The following is a 24,163-nucleotide window of genomic DNA, read 5'->3' on the forward strand; positions in this document are numbered from 1 at the left end:
GGAAACGGCCACCGCCCGGCCATCGCGCCGGCCCGCGGTTCCGGAACGGCTTCGCGTCACCCGGTCGACTACCCGGCCGACGCGCTGACGGACCCGGTAGAGCTAACGGACCCGGTAGAAGAGGGTCGTCACGTACTGGTCGAAGTCGTTGACACGTAGCGTCAGTCGCAGCTGCCAGGTGCCCGGCAGCGGGACCTGCATGCCTTCGCCGATCACATGGCCGGGTGCCGCCTGGGTGAGCGGCACCGGCAGCGGGCCGACACCGGCGTCCGGCAGTGACAGCGCGGCCGACGCCTCGGCGAGCGGCTGCGCCTTCCCCGCGGGGTCGAAGACGTAGACGTGCAGGGTCTGCGGGCCACGCCTGGTGGGTGCGATGTCCACCTGGACGGTCAGCGGCCCGGCGAAGACCGTGTCGGAGAACGGGGGGACGTACGACGTCCGCGCCGGGACGGAGTTGACCAGCACCGCTGTCACCCCGAGCACCACGGCGGCGACTCCCACCTCGAGGATGATCCCCCGGCGCAGCCGCGCCAACGCGCCCTCGCTGATCCTGGGACGCGGCGGCAGGCCCGGCGAGGACGCGTCCCCCGACGGGCCGACAGCAATATCATCATTGTTTCTCCGCGCTGCCGGCGGCCCGGCTGCCCGGCCTGTCAGCAGGCCGAGGACGGCACGGCCACGATTCACGTGAATCTCCGCTTCCCGCCGGGCCGGCGGGGCTGATCCGGCGGATCCGGAAAGCCCGGGCCCGCGGCCCACGGTCTGGACGGCCACGCCCACCGCCGTACTCCCCCGACCGTCCCCGGCCGGTTCCACGGCGCTGTCCCCGACCTCGTTCCAGGCGTGGTTCCCGGCCTGCCCCGCGGTGGCGTCCGCGTCCGCCCGGTCCGCGGCCAGCGCGGCACGGGGTGGCCGATGGTGGCGCGCGACCCAGTTGTGCCCCAACCAGCCGAATCCGAGCATCATCGCCACGAACCAGAGCTTCACCAGCAGCAGACGGCCGTAGGTGGTGTTCAGCGCCGAGAGCGAGCCGACCTCCCGCCATGTCTGGTAGACACCGGTCAGAACGATCACAGTGACAGCCGCCATCGCCACACGTGACCACTTCGGCAGGACCTCGGCGAGTTCGGCGGCCCGGGCAGCCGGCACCTCGACGTCGTCGCCGGGAGGCTGCCGGCCGTCCCGCGAAACGCGCCGGGAGGTGGCCCACAGAAAGATCACAAGTACCGTGAGGCCGCCGCCCCAGGCCGCGACACCCAGCAGGTGCAGAGTCAGGTTGGCGGTTGCCAGCCACGCGTCGTCACCGACGCCCGCATGCCTGGCCGCACTCTGGGTCACCGTGGCGACAAGAGCGAGCCCCGCCAACTCTAGCAGGGAGCGCCGGTGACCCGCCATGACCGCACGCAGCAGCGGTACCGCGAGCAGCAGCGCGAGGGTGCGCAGCAGTACCAGATGCCCGTATCTGCCGTACAGGGTGGCCGACAGCGCATCCCAGCGGAACAGGGCGGACAGGCCCTGACCGGCGCCGTACGGCCCCTGCAGCAGCAACAGCGCGACGGACGAGCCGAAGGTGACCCCCCACCCCGCCCACAGCAGGCGCCGCGGGCCTGGCAGCCCCAGCCCGGCCGGCCACAGCGCCAGCAGGAACAGGCCCGCCCCGACCAGGACGGCGAGCCCTGCGAAAGCGGCGAAACGGGCGACACCGGCCAGCACGCCCACAACCACCGAGCCACGGGTGGTGGACACCGACGCGGCCGCCGACGCGTCCGGTACCACCCCGACCCCGAAGAAGAAACCGCCGGAGACCGGATGGCTGTCCGCGGAGACCACATGCCAACTGACCACGTACGTTCCGTTGTCGAGCCCGGAACGGATCCCCACCACGGCCTCGTTGCCAGCCTGCCCGTGCCGCGCGGCACCGTCGTCCACCCGCTGGCCGGACGCGGAGATGACCGTTATCGAGCCGGCGTTCACCGTGACCGACTCGCTGAAGGTCAGCGTGACCCGCGACGGTGCGGCCGGCTGACTCGACCCCCCGGCGGGATCGCTGCCCTCGAGCACGGCATGCGCGGACGCCGGCACGGCCGTCCCGACCACGGCCACGAGCATGGCCGCGAGCAGGAAGCCAACGCGACGTGCGGCGCGCCGCCAACGCCACCTGGCGTCAAAACATGGTGACGCGGTGTCAACGCGAGATCGGGTCAGCGACCCGATGCCAGTCCTGGGCCGGAATACCGGCCCGATGCCAATCCGGAACCGAACCACCGGCCCAGTGTCCACCTCGCCGCCCGCGAACGGCGGCAACGCCGGCATCCGCGGCCGGCCACCGCGTCCCACAACTCTCCCAGGAGCAGCGGAGGCCAGCGTGCCGGGAGCCGGGAGCCGGCGGAAGCTCCGGCCGGCCACGCTCCGCAGGAATCTCCATGCTGCCGCGGAAACCCTGTGCCCTTCCGGGAACCTCCGCGGCCCGCTGGCAACTTCCGAGCGTGCCACATCTTCCAGGGCCCTCCGAGCATTCTTTTAAAGATCCATAAATCCACTTCCCGTGGATCGCCGAGCGGTTTTCCGCGATCGTCGTCGGACAAGGAATCACCGGCTCCCGCTCATCGGCCGGCTAGAATCCGGCTGTATGAAGACCGCGCGACCATGAAGATCTCGTGAACGCCGCTGTCGGAAGGCTGTCCGGCCGGGTCCGGCCGGTCGGCGTGTCGCGGTGTGCGCTCGTGCTTCTGGGCGCCGTGGTCTGCCGGCTCGTCTTCACGGCCGGGCCGGCGCAGGCGCATTCCGTCAACGGTGCCTCGGCCACGAACTTCCGCACGACCGTGACCGGTCTGCGGCCGCCGGTGGACGGCGTCAGCCTCGTACCCGTGGAGAACGGCAGCCGGGTGCGACTGACCGTCACCGGCAACCACACGGTCGTCGTCAAGGGATACGACGAGGAGCCCTATCTGCGGGTGGATTCCACCGGCGTCTGGCAGAACACGCCCTCACCCGCCACGTATCTCAACCGTGACCGGTACGGGTCGAGCGGCTCCGGCCCGGCCGGCGACAGCCGGGCCGCCAAGGCAACGCCACGCTGGGAGAAGATCGCCGACGGCCGGACCGTCGTCTGGCACGACCACCGCGCCCACTGGATGGGCACGCAGGACCCGCCGGCCGTGAAGGCCGCCCCGGGCCGCTTCCACCAGATCTACACCTGGACGATCCCCCTGACCGTGGACGACCAGGCGGTCCTCGACGCCGGCACCCTCGACTGGGTTCCCGGACCGTCGCCGGTGCCGTGGCTCGTCCTCACCGCGGCTGTCGCCGCCGCGGCAGCCGCCAGCGGGCTGCACCGGCGCCGCGACGCCGCGCTGGCCACGGCCGTGACAGTGATCGTCGGGGTGGACGTCACCCATTCGGTGCTCATCGCCTGCTCCCGGGCCAGCGGCCGGCTCTCGGGGTTCGTCTACGGCAACATCGTCGAGATGACCGCCTGGATCCTCGGGCTGGCCGCGGCCGTCCTGCTGCTACGGCGCTCGAGCGCGGGCCGCTACCTCGCCGGGACCGCGGGCTTCGTCATCGCCATGGTCGGCGGTTTCGGCGACCTGGGCGTGCTGTACCGGTCCAGCGCCCCGATCGCCGGGCCGATCGGCCTCGCCCGGACGCTGACCGCGGTCACCATCGGTATCGGCTTGGGCCTGCTCGCCGCCACGGCACTGGCGTCCCGCCAGCGCGCGTCACGCGGGCCGGACGGTACGGGGCGGAAAAGCCGCCACCACAGCGACCCGGGACAGGCCGGCCCGGATCACGCCGGCCTGCCACACGACGGCCGGCAACCGACCGACATGCTCCCTACCCGGCGGGATATGGCAAGCTGACCGCCGTGAACGCGCGCACGGCGCTGCCCGCCGTCGCCAGGACACCCGCCGCCGCGACACCCGCTGTCGCCGGGACGGCTGCCGGGCGGGGCATGCGCGCGTCCGTCTTCGCCGGCTCCTCGGTCTGCCTCGCCGTGGCGGCGCACACCGCCGCCGACGGTCACCGACCGTCAATGACGATCTTCCTGGGGGCCTTCGGGTTGATCACCCGCATCGCGTACGGGCTTGCCGGGCGGGAACGCCATGCCATCGCCGTACTCGCCGGGGTCGGCCTGACCCAGATCGTCCTGCACGCCACGTTTGCGGTCACAGCGCACGACGCGGCCACAGCGCACGGCGCCGGCACGGCGTCCGACGCGGTCCTGCACGACGGAGCTGTCATGAGCGCCGTGCACGCCGTGGCGGCCGGGCTCGTCGCCGGCATGCTCCGCCATGCCGAGAAGGGGCTGTGGAGCACGAACGTCCTGCGTTCGGCGGCCGCCCGGTTCGGGATGCTCGCCCGCCGCGTCGACAGGCTGCTGCGGTCCACCCACCGGTTCGCGGCGCGGTGCGGCATCCCGCTCACGATCGGGCCAGCGGCCACCCGCGCCCCCGGCATGCCCGGTGGATGTCCGCTCGCCGCGTCCGCGCCGTCGGCGTCCATGGGCGGATGCCTGTTCGTCCGCGCCGGCAGACGACGTGGGCCGCCGGCCCGCCGTACAGCCGCCGGCCGGTCCCACCCGAGGGTCCGGCCACAACCGGCCTGACCGTCACGCGTCCGCATCCGCCACGCGTCACCTCACTCCGTGCCCTGCCCCGCGTGCCCTGTTCTGCCTGTGGACGGCGTCCGCCGCCGGACCGGCCGGCTCGGCGAGCGCTGGCCCGATGCACGCCCGCTGCCCGGATTCGCGTCTGTCGGATCCGGCGACGGCGAACGGGTCTGCGGGGCGACCGGCACTGGCTGACCGGCACTGGCCTGACCAGCATGATCTACCGGCCAGCCCGCGTCAGGCCGGTAGACCTCGGCGCGCCGGGCCGGATTCACCGTCTGTGTGGGTGAGGTGTGCGCGGGCCCGGGCTGACGCCCCGTACGCACATGCTCCCGCCGCTCCACCGGCGACGTGAAAAACCACTGTCACGCCGTCCGCGGGAGGCAGGCTCTCCGAAAGGATCGGTATGTCCCGCACCACCCGTGGCATCGCCGTGCTCGGCGCCGCCCTCACCGGCGTGATCGCCTTTGCGCTGCCGGCGTCCGCGCACGTCACCGTGCAGCCGAAATCAGCGGCTGCCGGCAGTTACACCACCCTGTCATTCAAGATCCCGACCGAACGGGACGACGCCTCCACGACCAAACTGGAGATCCAGTTCCCGACCGACACCCCGATCAGCTCGGTGACGATCGAGCCGCACCTGGGCTGGAGCTACCAGGTCGCGAAGACCAAGCTGGCCGAACCCATCAAGACCGACGACGGCTCCGTCTCCGAAGTGATCTCTCAGATCACCTGGACCGCGTCCTCCGCCGACACCGCGATCAAGCCGGGTGAGTTCGCCGTGTTCAACGTCTCGGCCGGGCCGCTGCCCGCCCAGGCCGGCACGGTCGCGTTCAAGGCCCTGCAGACCTACAGCAACGGCGAGGTCGTGCGCTGGATCGACGTGGCCCAGCCCGGTCAGGACGAGCCCGAACACCCGGCGCCGTCCCTGACCCTCACCGCGGCGGCCGCTGGCGGCGCGGACGCGCACGGCGCCTCGGCAGCCAGCGCGTCCCCCGCCGGCACCGGCACGGCCGACACGACGGCGTCGCACAGCGTCGACAGCTCCGACGGCACGGCCCGCGGGCTGGGCATCGCGGGCCTGGTCGTTGGCCTGATCGGCATCGGGGCCGGCGTGGCCGCCCTGCGCGGCGGACGCGGCGGTACGACCACATCCTGATCACCGGTGAGCCGAAGGCGACACGAAAAATCTTCGTGCTGCCTTCGGCCGGTGCCCGCCGCGGCTCCCCGCCGGCCGTCGTCCCCCGGCGCCTTTGTGTCGGCGGCCGTCCCTGCCGGTAGCGTCGGGAGGGTGCCTCGGATCGCTCACCTGTACCGGTATCCGATCAAGGGCCTGTCGGCTGAGATGCTGGGCTCGATGACGCTGTCAGCGAGCGAGGGCCTCCTCATGGACCGGGTGTACGCACTGGCAAGGCCCGAGACCGTTTTCGACGAAGCACATCCACAGCGACTGTCGAAGACCCGCTTTCTGATGCTGGCGAAGAACGCGGAGCTGGCCCGCGTCGCGAGCCGGTACGACGCCGCCACCGGTCTGCTCACCCTCGACCACCCGGTCGGGAAGCTGACCGCCGACCTGGGTAACGCTCGGGACCGGACAGCGGTGGAGGACTACTTCGCGACGCTGCTCGCCGACACCCTGCACGGAGACCGGCCACGGCTGGTGGCCGGCTCCGACAGCCACCGGTTCACCGATGCCTCCATTGTCTCCGCCGATATGATGCGAGCCATTTCGATCATCAATCTGGCCTCTGTCCGCGACATCGCGGACCGGCTGGGAACGGACGTCCACCATCTGCGCTTCCGGGCGAACATTTATGTGGACGATGTCGACGCCTGGTCGGAACTGGACTGGGTCGGACACGAGATCGACCTCGGCGGGGTGCGTGCCAAGGCGCTCGTCCCCACCGGCCGGTGCGCCGCGACCACGGTCAACCCGCGGACGGGCGAGCGTGACATCAGGATTCCGAAGGAACTACAGGCCCACTATGGACACATCAACTGCGGGGTGTATGCCGCCGTCCGTTCCGACGGCACGATCAGAATCGGGGACCAGGTCACGGTGGACGATCAAGCCGCCCCGGAACAGCCCTGAATGATCTGAAAGTCGACCGGCGCGCCCTGACCCAGCGGCAACGGACATCCCCCGCGCCGCGCCACCGACTTCAAAACCGCTATGGCCTGTTCACCCCCGATGAGTAGACACACCCGCATGCGCTACTGAAGATCTATCCGGGACGCTTTAGGCTTCTGGTCCTGTGAGCCCCGTTCTCGCGTCAGGCCGGGCCGGGAACTTCGTCCGGGCGCTGCTGACCATCCTCGTGATGGCCCTGGTGTTCCGCGAGATATATCTGCTGTGGTTCTTCCACACCCCCGCATGGACGAGCAGACCCAAGGAGATCCGCTGGTGTGGGGCGTGGTACGAACGGAGCAACGAGCGTGACCGTACGCTGGTGGAGGCCCGCGACCTCGCCGGCGGCTCCCTCGTCCAGGTCTCCCGCCTGCCCGTGTGGAAGCCGATTGTCGCTTACAAGCCGTCCGGCGACTGCCCGCCGTACATCTTCGGCAAGGTCGGTGATGACACCTTCACCACCTATCTGATCAGTGGGGACTGACCCTCAGCCGGGAGCCGGCTATGGTCGCCGGGTCCGCCCCCGGCTGGGGCTGCTGGAGAACGTGCACCCGAGCATGGATCGAGTTGCGCTGCTGCAGCGCGGCACGGACGGCCCGGTGCAGTCCGTCCTCCAGGTAGAGCGTGTTGTCCCAGTCGACGACGTGGGGGAACAGATCCCCGTAGAAGGTCGAGTCCTCGTCGAGCAGGACGTCCAGCGCGAGCACTCGTTTGGTGGTGGCCAACTGGTCCAGCCTGACCTGGCGCGGCGGAATCGCCGCCCACTCCCGCTGGCTCAGCCCGTGATCGGGATAGGGGCGACCGTCACCCACCCATTTGAAGATCACCCAGCACCTCCTCGCCGAGGCCTCGACGTCGCGGAACATCTGATGGCCAGTTGGCCAAAGGCCGCATGATCATGCTCCTCCTCGCGCTCGGACTCCCACCGAATCCGGGGCTCCCGCCGGAGCGGCGAAGCCGATCCAGGAGGTCCGGATGCCGACCTGGGAAGTCCGGAGGCTCCAACAGCCTACCGACCAAAGACCAGATGATCGCAATCCTTCTCATGCGACCGGAGGCCTCACAGGATGCCGGAGACCTCCGTCAACCCAGCGGATCGCAGCCGTTCTCTACGGTAGTTGTTCGTATATTGTTTTGGATCGACAACGTCATCCAAACTGTCATCCAAAATCAACACTTCACGTATTATAGCCAACCGAAAACCGTTCACCGTCAGAGTCGAACGGCGCCGGTCGGGCATCACCCGGGGCGCCCCCGCTCCCCCACCCATGCCGCCGTCCCGTCCGCGACGCGCCGGGCGCCGTCCTCGACACGTCGAGGGCCGCCCGCGACGTGTCGAGCGACACCGACCGGAACCGCTCCCGGAGCAACCTCGCGACCTCGGCCCTGTCGACGTCCTGACCTCCCGACGCCCCGAGCGGCTTCCGCACCGCTGGCTCCAGCGGATCCAGCGGACGCTGTAGGCAGACACCGTAGAACGCGAAAGAAACGTAGAAGAAACGTAGAAGAGATCTACTCTTCATACTCAATCTGCCGGCGACCGCACGCCGTGGGCGGTGGGCGCCGTCCACGCGCACTCGCAGCCTTTACAGTACCACCAGCATTCTTGTCAATGTGATCAACATAACCTAGTGTGATCTTTTGCGATCCACTGCTGTTCCATTGCACGCAGACCGGCGGCTAATTAGGTTAGCCTTACTTAAGGGAAGGTAATCATATTTTAGCGGAGGGTATCGTGACGGCACCGACACCGCTCGAGGAAGCGACGCCCAGCCGGGCCCGCACCGTGATCGCCGGAGCCCGACACGCTCTGCTGACGCTGCCATACGAACGCCTCTGCGGCCGGGTCGGCCTGCTCGACGACGGTGGCGAGCCGATCCTGCTCGTCACGGCCGGCAGCCCGCCCGCGCACGCGGCCGGCAGCTCCCCGACAGCGCGGGTCGACATTCACGGGCCGCAGGGTGAGCGCCTCGTCCTCTCCGGCTCCCTGCGCGTCGTTCCCGGCCCGGCGACGGACGTCATCGCGCGGCTGGCCGGGCCTGGCTGCCCGACACCGCGGCCACCCCTCGGCTCGTGCGGGCACGATCATGATCTCGTCGCGATCGCGATGATCGTCGCCGAAGTCGCCCTCTACCTGCTCACTCCCACGGATCCCGGCGGCGCGGCGGCCCAGCCGTCATCGGATCATGACAAAATAGATCATGACAAAATAGATCACAGCGGAACGGATCGCGGCGGGACCGGATCGGCAGACCTTCCCAGACCGCGGCCGACCGCGCCCGAGAAAGCCACGACAGGGAGCAGCCGGCGGGCACCACGGGCCGCGGGTGAACGCGACCGCGGGCGAGCCCGGGCCGCCGGTGGCTGTGGGACCCGTATCGACCTGATCGCCTACGCCCTGGCCGAGCCGGACCTGATAGCGGCCTACGCGCCGGATCTGGTGGCGCATCTGAACACGGTGCACGCCGAGCAGATCCGCCGCCTCGCCGAACACACGGTCGCCGTCGACACCGACCAGGGCCGCGGGGCGCGGCAGCCCGCCGGCCCCAGGCTGGTGAGGATCGTGCGGTCGGGACACGCGCGGGAGCTCGCCGGCGCGCAGATCACCCGGCTCGACCACCAGGGCCTGGACATGTGGCGGATGGGGCCTTCGGGAGCCGAGGAGATCCATCTTCCGTTCCGGGCACCGCTGCGCGAACCACGCGAGCTCGGCAGGGAGATCCGCTGGCTGCTCGGGCTCGTCTGAAAACCCGTCCGAGCCTGCCCTACCCGGCTGGACTGTCCCGAGTCCTGTCCGCATCCCCTGCGGAACGGTCCGGCCCTTCTGACCGGCGGCAGCGCGGAACGGTTTCCTGCCCCGCGGTGGCGCGGGCTCGTCCGGCCCGGCCGGCGGCCCCGCACGGAATGGCCAACGGCCTGAGACGACGGCCGTTCACAGGCTGGTCGTCCGCGGGCGGATTATCCACAGATCATTCCGCGGGTCGGCCACCAACGGGCCAGTTGTCCACAGAGCCGGCCACCGATGGGCCGTGGGCCCCGGCCTGTCCGCATAATCGGGATCGCGCACCGTCGTCGCATCCATGCGGGAGGTCCGGATGCTCCACCGGATGAGAACCCGGCTGACGCCGGTCACCACCCTCACCATCCTGATCGGCGTCATCACGCTGTTCGCCATGGGCTGCTCCAGCTCGTCCGACACGCCCGCATCCGGCGGTACGACGGCCCCCGGGCCTGCCGGTACGGCCCAGACGGGCCAGGCGGCTTCCGCCGGCGTCCCGGCAGCCAGCCGGACGGCCAGCTTCCGCGCGCCCGGCAGCACCCCGGGGACGGTCGAGGTCGGCCTGGTCGGTCTGAAGGCGGACGGGCGTCTGAGCACGCTCACTCTGCTGTGGACACCGAGATACACCGGCGCCCCGCGGGAGAAGGAGATTTCGGTCTTCGACATGTTCGACGGGCACAGCCCCGCGGTGACCCTGGTCGACAGCGTCAACCTGAAGCGCTACCTCGTCGTCCAGGACAGCCGCAACGTCGAGCTGGGCGCGAGCGGCCCCCAGACGAAGACCTCCAACAACACCCCGGTCAGCGCCTCGTACACCTTTGCCGCGCCGCCCGCGGACGTGCGGACGATCGACGTCTACGCCGACGACCGGCTGCTGTTCGACGACGTCCCGGTCGGCCGGTGAGCCCCGTGCGGACGCGGACGCCGAGCGCGCTGACCGGCCCCGCACAGCTCGGTCCCGCGTGGGCCGGGTCCACGCTGACCCGGCCCACGCTGACCCGGCTCGGCGCGGTCGTGCTGGCGTCGGTCACCGCCGTCGTGTCGTGGCTGTGCGTGCCGACAGCCCGCGCCGCGACGGACGCCCCCACGACTGCACCCACAGTAACCGATCAGGCGATCATCGAGTCGATCCGGGAGATCAATCCAGCGGCGGCGATCCGGCCGATCGACGTCGAGCGGTCTGTTGTCACGCTGCGTACCGAGAGGCGTGACGGCTCCGGCGTGGTCGTGACGATCAGCTCGGACGTGCTCTTCGCGTTCGACTCGGCCAACCTGACCAAGGCGGCCCGCGAGCAGCTCGACGGCATCGCGGCACAGCTCGGCAGGGTGACCGGCACGATCACCGTCAACGGGTATACCGACAGCACCGGTACGCCCGCGTACAACGTGATCCTGTCCCAGCAGCGGGCGAACGCCGTCGCGAACCTGCTGCGTCCGAAGGCCCCGCCCGGCGTCCTCGTCTCGGCGACCGGGCACGGCGCCGCCAACCCGGTCGCGCCGAACACCAACTCGGACGGCTCGGACAACAGCGCGGGCCGCGGCCAGAACCGACGGGTCAGCATCATCTACCGCACATCATGACCGTCACACATGACGATCGACCACACATGACGATCGATGCCGAACCCGTTCCCATCGCTCAAAGCGGCGCTCCCCGTCGTGCCGTACCTGATACCTGTCATCATGATCTTTTTGGATACGGCCGGTATCACGGTCCGGAACCGCGGCGGCGGGTCCGTGGCCGTTCGTGCCCGCGTGGACCGCATCAACCTGTGCGGGTGAGATGGCCGGTGGGGAAGCGGCCCGCAATGCCGGACGCGTCCAGTGGTCGTACCGTCTCAGAGCATGACCGAGGCAACGCGGTGGTTGTCGAGCTCCACATTCAGGAAATCAGTCGTATGGTCGGTGGATCTCGCGGAACAGGACACGGTCACGGCCGCCTGGCGGCCAACCCGACCGGACGGCCCCATCGGTCCGGTCGCGTCGGATCCGCGGGTCGTATCCGATCCACCATCTGATCCGGCCGTATCGGATGAAACGCGAGAGCCCGGAACGTCCCCGGCCGTGGTCTTCGACCGGGCGACGGTCGCCTACGACCGGGTCCCGGTGCTGGAGAACGTCCATGGAACGGTCGAAAGCGGCCGTACCGTAGCCGTCATCGGCCCGGACGGCGCCGGAAAGTCGACGCTGATGAAAGCGCTGCTCGGGCTTGCCCCAGTGGTGAGCGGATCGGTGACGGTACTCGGCTGCCCACCGATGCAGGCCCGCCGCCGGGTCGCCTATGTCCCGCAGGTCGACGCTCTCGGGCCCGACCCGCAGGTGACCGTCGCCCAAGCCGTCCTCATGGGCCGTTACCGCTCGCTCGGCTGGGTACGGCAGCCCACCCGCACGGACCGGGCCATCGCGGCACGTGCCCTGGAAACGGTCGGGCTCACCCACCGCGCCGGGGACCGGTTCGAGACGCTGCCCGGCGGGCAGCGCCAGCGGGTGCTCCTCGCCCGCGCCATCGCCCAGCAGCCGCACCTGCTGCTGCTCGACGAGCCGTTCGACGGTGTGGACGTCCTTTCCCAGCAGGCGTTGCTGTCCGCGCTGGCGGCCGTGCGCTCGGCCGGCACCAGCGTCATGATGTCCACGCACGATCTCGCGCTGGCCCATCTGACCTGCGACAGCGTCTGGCTGCTCAACCGCCGCCAGCTCGGCTCCGGACCGGCAGCAGCCACCCTCACCCCGGAGAAGCTGCGCACCACCTACCACGGCGGCGGCCCCCAGCACCTGCCGCATCATCGGCCGCGGCACCATCCGTCGCGGCACCGCGCCGAATAGCCGCCCAGACATCCGAATCCAGCTGTCGGAACACGGCCGGTATCGAATGATCCGCTGGACGCCCCGGCTGGGCGCCACGGCCGGACATCACTACCGGACATCACGAGCGGGCATCGCGAGCGGGCATCGTGGCCGGGCGCGGGACCCACGGCCGCGGGTGATCCGTACCGGGTAGCCCGGCGGATCCGAGTGACCCGGCAGACCTTCGGGCCCGCGGGCCTTCCGGGCCGAAAGCCTTCCGGACCATCGGTATCCGAACCATCCGGATCGCTTTCCGGACCACCCGGACCCGACGGAAACCGGAGCCGGCAAACGCATGACCGCCCGTCTTCAACCCACCATGCGCCGGAAACCCGCATCGCCCGAAAAGCCCGCCCGCCGGCAGCATGTCGCAAACATGATCGCATCGCCGTTGGCCGTTGGTCCTGCACTGTGCGTGCCCGAGGTTCCGAAAAGCGTGGCCCACTCGTCATGGGCGAGAAAACCCGGTGGACGGTGCACCTACCCTTGGCTCATGGAGTTCACCCAGTCCGACAAGCTCACCGGCGTCTGCTACGACGTCCGGGGCCCCGTCCTGGACCAGGCGACGAAGCTGGAAGCCGCTGGTCAGCGCATCCTCAAACTGAACATCGGCAACCCGGCGCCGTTCGGGTTCCACGCGCCACCGGCGGTCCTTGAGGCAGTGGTGAACGGCCTCGCCGAGGCACAGGGCTACAGCGACTCCAAGGGCCTGCTCTCAGCCCGCACGGCCGCGGTCCGGTACGCGAACGGAAAGGGCATCACCGGTATCGATCCCGACGGGGTCTACCTCGGCAACGGCGTCTCAGAACTGATCATGATGTCGCTGCAGGCGCTGCTCAACGACGGCGACGAAGTGCTGCTCCCGGCGCCGGACTACCCGCTGTGGACAGCCGTGGTCAGCCTGTGTGGCGGGCGGCCCGTCCACTACCTGTGCGACGAGTCGGCCGGTTGGATGCCGGACCTCGACGCCCTGGCCAGCAGGATCACCACGCGCACCCGTGCGATCGTAGTGATCAACCCGAACAATCCCACCGGCGCGGTCTACGACCGTGAGATCCTCGAGGGCATCGTCGAACTCGCCCGCCAGCACAACCTGATGATCTTCTCGGACGAGATCTACGACCGGATCCTCTACGACGACGCCGAGCACATCTCCACCGCGGCCCTCGCCCCGGACGTCGTGTGCGTGACGTTCAACGGGCTGTCCAAGGCATACCGGCTGGCCGGCTTCCGCTCCGGCTGGATGGTGCTCTCGGGCCCGCGCACGCACGCGTCCAGCTATGTCGAGGGGCTCAACATCCTGGCCAACATGCGGCTGTGCGCCAACGTCCCGGGCCAGTTCGCCATGCGGGCCGCGCTCGAGGACGACAGCGGCGCGGGCGACCTCGTCCTGCCCGGTGGCCGCCTGCACGAGCAGCGGGACGTGGTGTGGAAGCTGCTCAACGACATTCCGGGCGTGTCGTGCGTGAAGCCGAAAGGGGCGCTGTACGCGTTCCCGCGGCTCGATCCGGACGTCTACCCGGTCACCGACGACGAACGGCTCGTCCTGGACCTGCTCCTGGCCGAAAAAATCATGGTTGTGCAGGGCACGGGTTTCAACTGGCCGCGACCCGATCACTTCCGGATCGTCACGTTGCCGGACGTGGACGACCTCACCGACGCGGTGAGCCGCATCAGCAGGTTCCTCACCGCCTACGCCCAGGGGGAAACGGTCCACCGCCGGGACGGACTGCCCACCTTCGAGCCACAACACGTGCCGAGCTGACCCGCCTGCGGCAGGATACCCGGATTCACCTTTTTCGTGCAGAAGAGTCCGAACAGGCAGAATTCGGACCAGTCGGGGATGACGGAATCGCCGGCCGGGTTTACCCGACGTATTCATTTCGCCGGATATTGGTGGTTCTTGGCGCCATCGGGCACGGATCTGACGATGACGGCCGTAACCGGTTCGGGTCCGGTCAGGAGTCGGATCGGTCAGGAACGGCGCCGGGACGAGATGGTGGCCGCCGCGCAACCGCACCGACCGAGGGAGCTGGACCGCCACGGTATCGCCGGCACCCGCCGGCGGCCGCCGATGGCCGCCGGCGCGGCTGCGACCGCCCGCTGGCGGCCGTCCCACCGCGGAAGCCGTAGGTGGGGCGATGGAGGAGTAGGTGGAACAGGTTGTGATGACAGCGTTTTCCACCTACACCCACGCAGGCCGTAGGTGGAAAACGGCGCGTCGGCAGCGGTTTTCACCTACGGCTGAGAGCGTTGGATCTGCCGCCGCGGGATGTCGGACATGAGTAACGGTGTGTGATTCCAGTCGCGAAGAGGCCCGTGTCGAAACCGTTCCGTCTTCCTGGTCTGACGTTCCGTCTCCTGATCTGACAGAGACCTGTCGGCCGGGGCCCCGGCCGACGTACGGTGAGAGAGTGAAGGCTGTGTCCAGTGCCGAATCCAGCCGAGCGACCCCCGCCCCGACGGCATCGTCCCGGGGGGCCGCGCCCGCCACGGAACCATCGCGGGCCGGGCCGGGTGGCGGTGGCCGCCGGGCCATGCTCGGCCGTGGAACCACTGTCCGGGCCACCCGTCAGGGAGACGCCGTCTGCGCCGCGCTGGCCGAGATCGACGCGTTCACCAGCGCCCAGGACCTGCACGCCCACCTGCGCGACATGGGGCAGGCCGTCGGCCTGACCACCGTCTACCGGCATCTGCAGGTCCTCGCCGACCGGGGCGAGGTCGACGTGCTGCGCCGCGACGACGGGGAGACTCTCTACCGCCGCTGCGCGACCGACAACCATCATCATCACCTGGTCTGCCGCCACTGCGGCCGGACCGTCGAGGTCGAGGGGCCCGAGATCGAGGCGTGGACCGACCGCGTCGCCGCGGCCGCGGGCTTCACCGACGTCGCCCACACCCTGGAGATCTACGGGACCTGCGCCGGCTGCGCCGCCGCGGCCCCTCCAAGCTGAACGACATCCGTACCGTAACCATACGTAGCCGCGCGGACGGCGAGGCCAACGATGGCACGGACATGCGCTCCCGACCGCCAGAAAAGATCACCGCGAGTTTGTCGCTGTGTACGCTCACGGGCCGAAAACCGTACAGAACGACAAACACTTCTGGATCATTACCTGTGCGGACGGTCGCGGACGGTGTCCGCGACCCGTTGTTGAGCGGCTGCCGGCTCGGCCGGCTGTCGGCTCGGCCTGGCTAGCGGCCGGCGCCCTGCTCCGGACGGCTCCCGCCGGGTGGGCTGACCAGCGCCGGGGCGAGTTCCCGCCACTGCCGGCGGGGCAGCCCGCGGCGGTCCGGGTCAAGCACCTGGACGCACACGTGGTCGGCGCCGGCGTCCAGATGCTCCTTGATCCGGCCGAGCAGGACGTCCGGGTCGCCCCAGGGCACGATCGTGTCGACGAGCCGGTCCGAACCCGCGTCCGCGAAATCGCTGTCGGTGAAGCCGAACCGGCGCAGGTTGTTCGTGTAGTTCGGCAGCCGCAGGTAGGAGCCGGTGTGCCGCCGGGCCAGTTCCCGCGCGGTCTCGGGGTTGGTGTCCAGGACGAACGCCTGCTCCGGGACGAGCAGCTTGCCCGGCCCGAGGATCGCCCGGGCGCTCGCGGTGTGCTCCGGCGGCACGAAGAACGTGTGGGCGCCGTCCGCCCGGGCGCGCGCCAGCTCCAGCATCTTCGGCCCGAGCGCGGCGAGCACCCGCGGTGACGACGCCGGCGGAATTGCCCGGTACTGCTCCCGGGCGCTGGCGTCCATCTCGTCGAGGTAGGCGCGCATCTGCGTGAGCGGTTTGGTGTACGGCACCCCGCGGATCTCCATCAGGGACGCGTGCGACACGCCGACGCCGAGCAGGAACCGGCCGGGGAATGCCTCGGCCAGCGTCAGTTGCCCGGCCGCCATCGTCTGCGGGTGCCGGGCGAGGATCTGCGCGATGCCGGTGGCGACGGTCAGCCGTGGCGCCGCCGCGAGCATCAGCCCCGCGGTGACCAGCACCTCCCGGCCCCTGACCTCGCCGGTCCAGACCGCGGGATAGCCCAGTTCGTCGAGTTCGGCGACGGCGTCGCGCACCACGGACGCCGGCGAGTAGTCGAACTGGCCGCTCCAGATCCCGACCTGACCGAGCGTCACCGAGGCGGACGGGTCGGCGGGGCGGGCCGCGATGGCGGGTACGCCGGCCTCCGGCGCGGCCGACCTTGTCCCAGCCGACCTTGTCCCGACCGGCTCCGTCCCGACCGGCTCCGGCTCACCGGCGGTGATGGGCGTCTGCGCAACTGTCACCGCACCACGCTATCCGGGCCGAGGCACCGACCGCCCGTCGGGCGACCTGGCCGCGAGGGAGTGTCGTTCGCGCGGCCGGCACCCGGTCGGCACCCGGCCGGCACCCGGCCGAGCAGGCTCCGTCCAGACCCGGGCCAAGCCGGATGAACGAGCCGGATGAATCGACCCAGAGCAGGTTGGTGCCAGGCCGCAGCCCCGGGACCGGACCGGCTGGCCCGGCCCCGGGGCGGGGCCGGGCTGGGCCGGATTCGTCGAGGTCAGGCCGGGTGTCCGAGCTTGCTCACCGCGTCCGGACGACTATCGTCTACTGCGCGGCGGTCCCGCCGACCCGCGTGGCCGGCCGCCTCGGACGCGTCCGGTGGATGCCGACACCAACGGAGATCCACCGGGTACACCCATCGCGCAGGCCGTCACCGACGATCTCGGGAACGGCCGAGGACGACCGGAGGACGCCATGTCCGCTCCTGACACAGAGTCCGCTGAGACAGAGTCCGCTCCTGACACAGACCGCCTCGACACCGTCGCCGCACCCGTCCCACGCGACCCGGCGGACGCCGGCAGCGGCGCCGGCGACGATGACACCGCGCCGGTCCGGCTGCTGACACCGGACGGGCGCCGGCTGCCCCTGGCCGACTACGATCCGTACCTCGCCGACCTCACCGACGCCGACCTGGTCGGGCTCCTGCGCGACATGGTGATCGCACGCAGGCTCGACGAGGAGTCGACCGCCCTGCAACGCCAGGGTGAGCTCGGCCTGTGGGCGAGCCTGCGCGGGCAGGAGGCGGCCCAGGTCGGCTCGGCGCGGGCGCTGCGCACCGACGACATGGTCTTCCCGACCTACCGTGAGCATGCGGTGGCCTGGTGCCGGGGCGTCGATCCGCTGGACGTTCTCGGCCTGTTCCGCGGGGTCGCCCACGGTGGCTGGGACGTGGACGAACACGGCTTCCAGACGTACGCGATCGTGGTGGGATCCCAGGTCCTGCACGCGACCGGCTACGCCATGGGGGTCACCAAGGAGGCCAGGACGGGTCTGGGTCGCCGGCCGGTCGGGACGGCCCACCGGCCCGCCACCGACAGCACCGGCGGCACCGCTGGTGACAGCGACGGCACCGCCGGTGACGGCGACGACCTGCCTGCGACCCTGGTCTACTTCGGCGACGGAGCGTCCAGTCAGGGTGACGTCAACGAGGCGTTCAACTGGGCGGGCGTGTTCGAGGCGCCGGTGGTTTTCTTCTGCCAGAACAACCAGTGGGCGATCTCCGAGCCGACACGGCGGCAGACCCGCGTCCCGATCTACTTCAGGGCCCGCGGGTTCGGCATCGCCGGCGTCCGGGTGGACGGCAACGACGTGCTGGCGACCCTGGCCGTGACGCGCTGGGCGCTCCACCAGGCCCGCCAGGGACGACCGGCCCTGGTGGAGGCGGTCACCTACCGGATGGGCGCGCACACCACCGCGGACGACCCGTCCCGCTACCGCCAGGCGTCGGAGCTCGCGCGCTGGGGCGCCCTCGACCCTGTCCAGCGGATGGCGGCCTACCTGCGTGGCCGTGGGCTGCTGGACGACGACGCGGCCGCCGCCCTGGACCGGGAGGCCGACGCGCTCGCGGCCACCCTGCGGCAACGGTGCCTGAACCTGCCCGACCCGGCTCCGCTGAGCCTGTTCGACCACGTGTACGTGCACGACACCGAGGAACTGGTCGACGCGCGGGCCACGTTCGCCGACTTCACCGAGGCCGACCTCCCCGAGGCCGGCTTCACCGAGGCCGAGCAGACCGACCAGGCCGAACCGGCCTACCAGAGCGAGCCGTCCCACCGGAGTGAAGCGTCCTACTGGAGCGAGCCGGTACCCCGGAACGGGCCGTCCCGACCGGCCGGGACGGCCCAGCGAGCCGCCCGCCCGGGCGGGCCACCCGCGGCCGCCCGGGCGGGCGCGGGTGGCCGGGCGACAGTGGTCCGGCCGGTGCCGACGGTCACCGTGGCGACGGCCCGCGGCACCGGAAGGGCGCTGTGACCATGCCGCGCCAGCAGGACACCGCGACCGCGTCGCGCCAGCAGGGTGCCGCGACCACCCCACGCCAGCAGGGTGCTGTGGCCACGTCGCACCCGCGGGTCGCCGCGGCCAGGTCGTCGACGCTGACCCTGGCCAAGGCCCTCAACGCGGGGCTGCGCACGGCCATGGATGACGATCCGAGAGTCGTCGTGATGGGCGAGGACGTCGGCCGGCTCGGCGGGGTCTTCCGCATCACCGACGGGCTGCTGGCCGACTTCGGCGAGGAACGGGTGATCGACACCCCGCTCGCGGAATCCGCGATCATCGGGACGGCGATCGGGCTGGCGATGCGCGGGTTCCGGCCGGTATGCGAGATCCAGTTCGACGGTTTCGTCTACCCCGCCTTCGATCAGATCGTCACCCAGCTGGCCAAGATGTACTACCGGACGCGGGGCCGTGTCCGCCTGCCCGTGACGGTCAGGATCCCCTGCGGCGGAGGCATCGGCGCGGTCGAACACCACAGTGAGTCACCAGAGGCATATTTCTGCCACACCGCCGGGCTGAAGGTGGTGGCCTGCTCCAACCCGGTCGACGCCCACACGATGATCCGCCAGGCTGTCGCCACGGACGACCCGGTGATCTTTTTCGAGCCCAAGCGCCGCTACTGGGACAAGGCCGAGGTCACCACCGGCCTGCCGCTGTCGGCGGCCGCTCCGCTGCACGTCAGTCGGGTCGTGCGCCCCGGGGACGACGCGACGCTGGTCGCCTACGGCCCGATGGTGCGGACCTGCCTGGACGCGGCCGCCGTCATGGCCGAGGAGGGGCGCGAGCTCGAGGTGATCGACCTGCGCACGCTGTCCCCGCTCAACCTGTCGCCCGTGTTCGCGTCCGTCCGGCGGACCGGGCGGCTGGTGGTGGTGCACGAGGCGCCGTCGAACGTGTCCCTGTCCGCGGAGATCGCCGCGCGGGTCACCGAGAAGGCGTTCTACTCGCTGGAAGCCCCAGTGCTACGTGTCACGGGATACGACACCCCGTATCCGCCATCTCGTCTGGAGGAGCGCTACCTGCCAGACGTCGACCGGGTGCTCGACGCCGTGGACCGATCGTTCAGCTACTGACCGGCATCTGCTGACCCGTATCGACCCCTACCGGCCCATATCTACCCGTACCGGCCGCCCACCGACAGCGAGATGTTCAAAAGCCTTCGTGATGCCGCAGGACCGGGCGCCGGTCATCGGCCGTTCCCGGTCATCGGTTGTCCCCGGCCACCAGTTGGAGGTCACCGTGTCACGTGCGCAGTTCCGGCTCCCCGACCTGGGTGAGGGCCTGCCCGACGCCGAGATCGTCCGATGGCTGGTGGAGGTGGGTGAGCACGTCGCTGTCAACCAGCCGATCGCCGAGGTGGAGACCGCCAAGGCGCTGGTGGAGGTGCCCTCCCCGTTCACGGGCGTGCTGGCTGTCCGGCACGCCGAGCCGGGCGACACGGTCGAGGTGGGGCAGCCACTGGTGACCATCGACACCGGCGCCGGCGGCGAAACCGGCGGCGGAACCAAAACTGTGGACGCCGCCACCGACAGCGCCGAATCCAGCGCCAACAGCATTCACAGGGCGGCTGGCGCGGACGCCACGGCAGGCGGCGCCAGCCCCGTCACGGCCGGTCCGGGTGCCGCGAAGGGCCGGCGGCGCGGTCAGGCGCCTGCCGCGTCCGGCCCGGATCCCGCAGCCGGCCACCCGCCTGGTCCGGCCGCGTCCGGTTCGGACGAGCGGGGCGACGAGCGGATGCCCGTGCTGGTCGGGTACGGCCCGCGCGGGGCGTCCGGGGTGTCCCGGCGGGCCTCGCGCCGAAGCGCGCGCCAGGACCCGGCAGACAGGCGCCAGGACCCGGCAGGCAGGACGGACGGGGCAGCCTCGACAGCGGTGGCCGGCTGGCCCGCGACGCGCGGGTCGGCGCAGCCCGCTGGTCGACCCGGCAGCCCGCGGCCGGTCGACAGTTCCGCCGGGCCGCGGCGGTCGGCCCAGGCCGTCGCCGTGCTCGCGAAACCACCGGTGCGCAAGCTCGCCCGCGACCTCGGTGTCGACCTGGGCACGGTCGTCGGCACCGGGCCGCACGGGACGATCAGCCGCGCCGACGTCGAGGCGGCCCGGACGTTCGCGAACGGCCACGACACCGACCAGGACCGGGTCCGCCGTATCCCGGTGACGGGCGTCCGGCGGGCGACCGCGCAGGCGATGGTGTCCAGCGTGGCGAACGCGCCGCAGGCCACCGAGTTCGTGAGCGTGGACGTCACCGAGACGATGGCGGCCCGCGACCGGCTGGCCGCGCTGCCCGAGTTCGCCGACGTCAGGGTGACCCCGCTGCTGTTCGTCGCCAAGGCGCTGCTGACGGCCGTCGGCCGCCAACCAATGATCAATTCCCGTTGGGAGGACGCGGTCGGCGACGAACCCGCGCGGATCGCCGTCCACGGGTACGTCAACCTCGGGATCGCGGTGGCCTCGCCGCGCGGGCTCGTCGTACCGAACATCGCGGACGCGGACCGGATGAGCCTCGTCGAGCTCGCGCACGCGCTGCACGAGCTGACCGTCACCGCCCGCGGCGGAAAGAGCACACCGGAGGCGCTACGCGGCGGGACGATCACGATCACCAACGTCGGGGTGTTCGGCGTCGACATCGGAACCCCCATCCTCAACCCGCCGGAGGCGGCGATCCTCGCGCTGGGGGCGATCCGTCCGATGCCCTGGGTGCACGAGGGCGAACTGGCCGTCCGGACGGTGGCGCAGCTCGCCCTCACCTTCGACCACCGGATCGTCGACGGCGAACTTGGCTCCAGGGTGCTTGCGGACGTCGCCCGGATGCTCACCGACCCGACCGTGGCCCTCGCCTGGAACTGACCCACCGACGAGGACACGGGCAGCCCACCAGGACAGCAGCCGGTAATCATTTGTCATCAAATAATTACTATTTGCCACGAGCAGGCAGGCGAGTTGGACCTTCGAGGGTACCCGTCGGCACAAACACAACAGATCGAGTAGAAATCCCAACCGGAGCAAAGCGCGTGGGATGGGGTGGACAACGGAGGAAGAAGCTTGCCTGGTACGGTTGCGCCTTGCTTAGGGCTTCCGGTACGGCTTCCGGCACAAAGGGGTGGAACGCATGACGCGCGTGGAGGCACTGCAGGCGGCGGACGAGTTCGTCGCCAAGGTCCTGACCTCCGCAGGCTCCAGCGGACGTTTCAACGGCGCTCTCAATCTTGCCGAACGGGTCGACCTGACGCTGCGGGTCGCCCGGTTCCTCCTGGAGGGGCAGGGCGCCTCCGAGGCCGATGACCTGCTCAAACGGGACATGCGCAACGAACTGGACCAGGCGTTCCCGCCGCTGCGCACGTCCTAGGCACATCCCAGGGCGTATCCGGCACGCACTGGGGCCGTCCCCGGTCGACGATCTACCGTCAGACGGCCCAGGACCAGTCCCGGGTCCGGGCTGCGGCCCGGGACTCCGCCGGGCCTACCCGGCCCGGCACGCCGGATCCGGGCAGGCGGCGCGGGCACGGGTCCGGTGGCGCGGACGGGGCACCTGCCCGCGCCACCTGCCTACCAGGCAGCTACCCAGAGCTACCAGCTACCAGTCTGCTGGCTATTAGAACGCCTCCTCGGGGAGGTCCATCAGGTCGAGGTCGGTGGCCGCCAGGACGCCGAGCCGGGCGGACAGTTCGGGCAGCACGTTCGCGGCGAACCAGCGGGCCGCGGACACCTTGCCCGCGTAGAAGGCCCGCTCCCTGGCTGACAGGGTCCCCGCCGCCCCCCGCGCGGCCAACGCGTTCTCCGCGACCTCGGCCTGGCGCAGCAGCAGCCAGCCGATGACGAGGTCACCGACGCTCATCAGCAGCCGGGTGGTGTTGAGGCCGACCTTGTACACGTTGCGGGGATCCTCCGCCACGCTGGTGAGAAAACCGACCAGTGTGCCGACCATCGACTGGACGTTGTCCAGCGCGACGCCGAGGACCTCCCGTTCGCGTCGCAACGAGCCGTCGCCGGCGTCGCCCTTGGCGAATGCCTGGATCTCGCCGAGCAGCGCACCCAGCGCCGTACTCCGGTCCCGCACGATCTTGCGGAAGAAGAAGTCCTGCCCCTGAATGGACGTGGTGCCCTCGTACAGGGTGTCGATCTTGGCGTCCCGGATGTACTGCTCGATCGGATAGTCCTGCAGGTAGCCGGAGCCGCCGAGGACCTGCAGGGATGTCGCGAGCAGTTCGTAGGACCGTTCCGAGCCGACGCCCTTGACGATGGGCAGCAGCAGGTCGTTGAGCCGTTCGGCGAGTTCGTCCCGGGTACCCGCCGCCTGCGCCAGGGCGACCCTGTCCTGGATCGTGGCGGTGTACAGGACGAGCGCCCGCATGCCTTCCGCGTACGCCTTCTGCACCATCAGCATCCGCCGGACGTCCGGGTGGTGGATGACCGTGACGCGCGGCGCGGTCTTGTCCAGCAGCCGGGTCAGGTCGGCGCCCTGGACCCGGGTCCGGGCGAACTCGAGCGCATTGAGATAGCCGGTGGACAGTGTCGCGATGGCCTTGGTGCCCACCATCATCCGGGCGTACTCGATGACCTCGAACATCTGGGCAATGCCGTCGTGGACGTCGCCGACCAGCCAGCCGACCGCGGGCTGCTTCTCGCCGTAGCGCAGTTCGCAGGTGGCGGAGACCTTCAGCCCCATCTTCTTCTCGACGTTGGAGACGTGGACGCCGTTGCGCTCGCGGGGCTCGCCGGTGTTCGGGTCCACCAGGAACTTCGGCACCAGGAACATGGACAGGCCCTTGGTGCCCGGACCGTGGCCGACCGGCCGGGCCAGGGTGAGGTGGAAGATGTTCTCCGGTACGTCCCAGTCACCGTTGGTGATGAAACGCTTCACGCCCTCGATGTGCCAGCTGCCGTCGGGCTGGGGTACCGCTCTGGTGCGCCCGGCGCCCACGTCCGAGCCGGCGTCGGGCTCGGTGAGGACCATGGTCGCGCCCCACTGGCGTTCGATCGCCAGCCGGGCGAGGTCCTTCTGCTCGGCGGTGCCGAGCCGGTCGAGAATCGCCGCGAAGGTGGGCCCGCTCATGTACATGAACACCGCCGGATTGGCCCCGAGGACCAGCTCCGAGGCGGCCCATGCGACCGAGGGCGGCGCGCCCATCCCCCCGAGGTGCGGCGGCACGAACAGCCGCCACCACTGGCCTTCCATGAGCTGGGCGTAGGACTTCTTGAACGACTCCGGCAGGGTGACGCTGCCGGAGCTGGCGTCGAAGACCGGCGGGTTGCGGTCGGCGTCCGCGAACGACTCGGCAATCGGGCCGGTGGCCAGTCTGTCGAGTTCGGCGAGTGCTTCGTGGGCCGTGTCGCGATCCATGTCGGCGAACGGGCCATGCCCGAGCGTGTTGTCGACACCCAGCACCTCGAACAGGTTGAACTCGATGTCGCGGAGGTTGCTCTTGTAGTGCCCCATGGCTGTCTCCCGGGGAAGAGCCGGCCTCGGTGCTCACCGATGGGGCCGGCGTACTCCTACTGGCC

At 70.5% G+C, this 24,163-nt stretch carries 18 protein-coding genes and 1 pseudogene; 15 read left to right on the forward strand and 4 right to left on the reverse strand.

Going from position 1 to position 24,163, the window contains the following annotated elements; translation table 11 throughout:
- Positions 1-102: 102 nt before the first annotated feature.
- Complete coding sequence (locus FSYMDG_RS23595; RefSeq protein WP_050803633.1) at positions 103-2,109, reverse strand: copper resistance protein CopC; 2,007 nt, start codon at positions 2,107-2,109, stop codon at positions 103-105.
- A gap of 548 nt (positions 2,110-2,657) precedes the next feature.
- Between FSYMDG_RS23595 and FSYMDG_RS21895 the strand changes: the two genes are divergently transcribed.
- From FSYMDG_RS21895 to FSYMDG_RS21915, 5 genes are all read left to right on the forward strand, one after another.
- Positions 2,658-3,860, forward strand: coding sequence for a hypothetical protein (locus FSYMDG_RS21895; RefSeq protein WP_013875549.1), 1,203 nt, complete (start codon positions 2,658-2,660; stop codon positions 3,858-3,860).
- 5 nt (positions 3,861-3,865) lie between these two features.
- Positions 3,866-4,606, forward strand: a complete 741-nt coding sequence (locus FSYMDG_RS25455; RefSeq protein WP_013875550.1) for a hypothetical protein — start codon at positions 3,866-3,868, stop codon at positions 4,604-4,606.
- Between the two features lie 409 nt (positions 4,607-5,015).
- The gene (locus FSYMDG_RS21905; RefSeq protein WP_013875551.1) at positions 5,016-5,768 is read left to right on the forward strand and encodes a YcnI family copper-binding membrane protein; all 753 of its coding nucleotides are present in this window, start codon (positions 5,016-5,018) and stop codon (positions 5,766-5,768) included.
- A gap of 132 nt (positions 5,769-5,900) precedes the next feature.
- Complete coding sequence (locus FSYMDG_RS21910; RefSeq protein ID WP_043604225.1) at positions 5,901-6,701, forward strand: MOSC domain-containing protein; 801 nt, start codon at positions 5,901-5,903, stop codon at positions 6,699-6,701.
- A 163-nt stretch (positions 6,702-6,864) separates the two neighbouring features.
- On the forward strand, positions 6,865-7,221 hold the full coding sequence (locus tag FSYMDG_RS21915; RefSeq protein ID WP_013875553.1) for a hypothetical protein: 357 nt from the start codon (positions 6,865-6,867) through the stop codon (positions 7,219-7,221).
- Here FSYMDG_RS21915 and FSYMDG_RS21920 read toward each other — a convergent pair.
- Positions 7,208-7,564: a type II toxin-antitoxin system VapB family antitoxin gene (locus tag FSYMDG_RS21920; protein WP_013875554.1), complete on the reverse strand. Its 357-nt coding sequence runs from the start codon at positions 7,562-7,564 to the stop codon at positions 7,208-7,210. The two genes, FSYMDG_RS21915 and FSYMDG_RS21920, sit on opposite strands and share 14 nt — an antisense overlap.
- 908 nt (positions 7,565-8,472) lie before the next feature.
- Here FSYMDG_RS21920 and FSYMDG_RS21925 point away from each other — a divergent pair.
- The 6 genes from FSYMDG_RS21925 (at position 8,473) to FSYMDG_RS21950 (ending at position 15,314) form a co-directional block, all read left to right on the forward strand.
- Positions 8,473-9,483 (forward strand): DUF2470 domain-containing protein, encoded by a 1,011-nt coding sequence (locus FSYMDG_RS21925; RefSeq protein ID WP_013875556.1) that lies wholly within the window; start codon positions 8,473-8,475, stop codon positions 9,481-9,483.
- Positions 9,484-9,844: 361 nt separating this feature from the next.
- Positions 9,845-10,420 (forward strand): hypothetical protein, encoded by a 576-nt coding sequence (locus FSYMDG_RS29030; protein WP_131772965.1) that lies wholly within the window; start codon positions 9,845-9,847, stop codon positions 10,418-10,420.
- Positions 10,417-11,097: an OmpA family protein gene (locus FSYMDG_RS29035; protein ID WP_013875558.1), complete on the forward strand. Its 681-nt coding sequence runs from the start codon at positions 10,417-10,419 to the stop codon at positions 11,095-11,097. The genes FSYMDG_RS29030 and FSYMDG_RS29035 overlap by 4 nt, the downstream gene beginning before the upstream one ends.
- Before the next feature lie 483 nt (positions 11,098-11,580).
- Positions 11,581-12,339: a metal ABC transporter ATP-binding protein gene (locus FSYMDG_RS21940; RefSeq protein WP_013875560.1), complete on the forward strand. Its 759-nt coding sequence runs from the start codon at positions 11,581-11,583 to the stop codon at positions 12,337-12,339.
- Positions 12,340-12,853: 514 nt separating this feature from the next.
- A complete protein-coding gene (locus FSYMDG_RS21945) occupies positions 12,854-14,125 on the forward strand; it encodes a pyridoxal phosphate-dependent aminotransferase (RefSeq protein WP_013875561.1) in 1,272 nt (423 codons plus the stop codon).
- 772 nt (positions 14,126-14,897) lie between these two features.
- Entirely contained in the window at positions 14,898-15,314 is a 417-nt protein-coding gene (locus FSYMDG_RS21950; RefSeq protein WP_013875562.1) for a Fur family transcriptional regulator, read from the forward strand.
- Positions 15,315-15,555: 241 nt separating this feature from the next.
- Here FSYMDG_RS21950 and FSYMDG_RS21955 read toward each other — a convergent pair whose 3' ends face one another.
- A complete protein-coding gene (locus tag FSYMDG_RS21955; RefSeq protein WP_085948612.1) occupies positions 15,556-16,512 on the reverse strand; it encodes an LLM class F420-dependent oxidoreductase in 957 nt (318 codons plus the stop codon).
- Between the two features lie 571 nt (positions 16,513-17,083).
- Between FSYMDG_RS21955 and FSYMDG_RS21960 the strand changes: the two are divergent.
- The 4 genes and pseudogenes from FSYMDG_RS21960 to FSYMDG_RS21975 form a co-directional block, all read left to right on the forward strand.
- Positions 17,084-18,370: pseudogene (locus FSYMDG_RS21960) on the forward strand (thiamine pyrophosphate-dependent enzyme); the annotation flags it as partial.
- A 272-nt stretch (positions 18,371-18,642) separates the two neighbouring features.
- Positions 18,643-19,737: an alpha-ketoacid dehydrogenase subunit beta gene (locus FSYMDG_RS21965; RefSeq protein WP_013875565.1), complete on the forward strand. Its 1,095-nt coding sequence runs from the start codon at positions 18,643-18,645 to the stop codon at positions 19,735-19,737.
- Between the two features lie 166 nt (positions 19,738-19,903).
- The gene (locus FSYMDG_RS21970; protein WP_013875566.1) at positions 19,904-21,508 is read left to right on the forward strand and encodes a dihydrolipoamide acetyltransferase family protein; all 1,605 of its coding nucleotides are present in this window, start codon (positions 19,904-19,906) and stop codon (positions 21,506-21,508) included.
- A 262-nt stretch (positions 21,509-21,770) separates the two neighbouring features.
- Positions 21,771-22,007: a hypothetical protein gene (locus FSYMDG_RS21975; protein ID WP_013875567.1), complete on the forward strand. Its 237-nt coding sequence runs from the start codon at positions 21,771-21,773 to the stop codon at positions 22,005-22,007.
- A gap of 246 nt (positions 22,008-22,253) precedes the next feature.
- Here the strand turns inward: FSYMDG_RS21975 and FSYMDG_RS21980 are convergent, their stop codons facing one another.
- On the reverse strand, positions 22,254-24,098 hold the full coding sequence (locus tag FSYMDG_RS21980; protein WP_013875568.1) for an acyl-CoA dehydrogenase: 1,845 nt from the start codon (positions 24,096-24,098) through the stop codon (positions 22,254-22,256).
- Positions 24,099-24,163: the final 65 nt, after the last annotated feature.

The organism is Candidatus Protofrankia datiscae (assembly GCF_000177615.2).
In the GTDB taxonomy this organism is placed as follows: Bacteria; Actinomycetota; Actinomycetes; order Frankiales; family Frankiaceae; genus Protofrankia; species Protofrankia coriariae.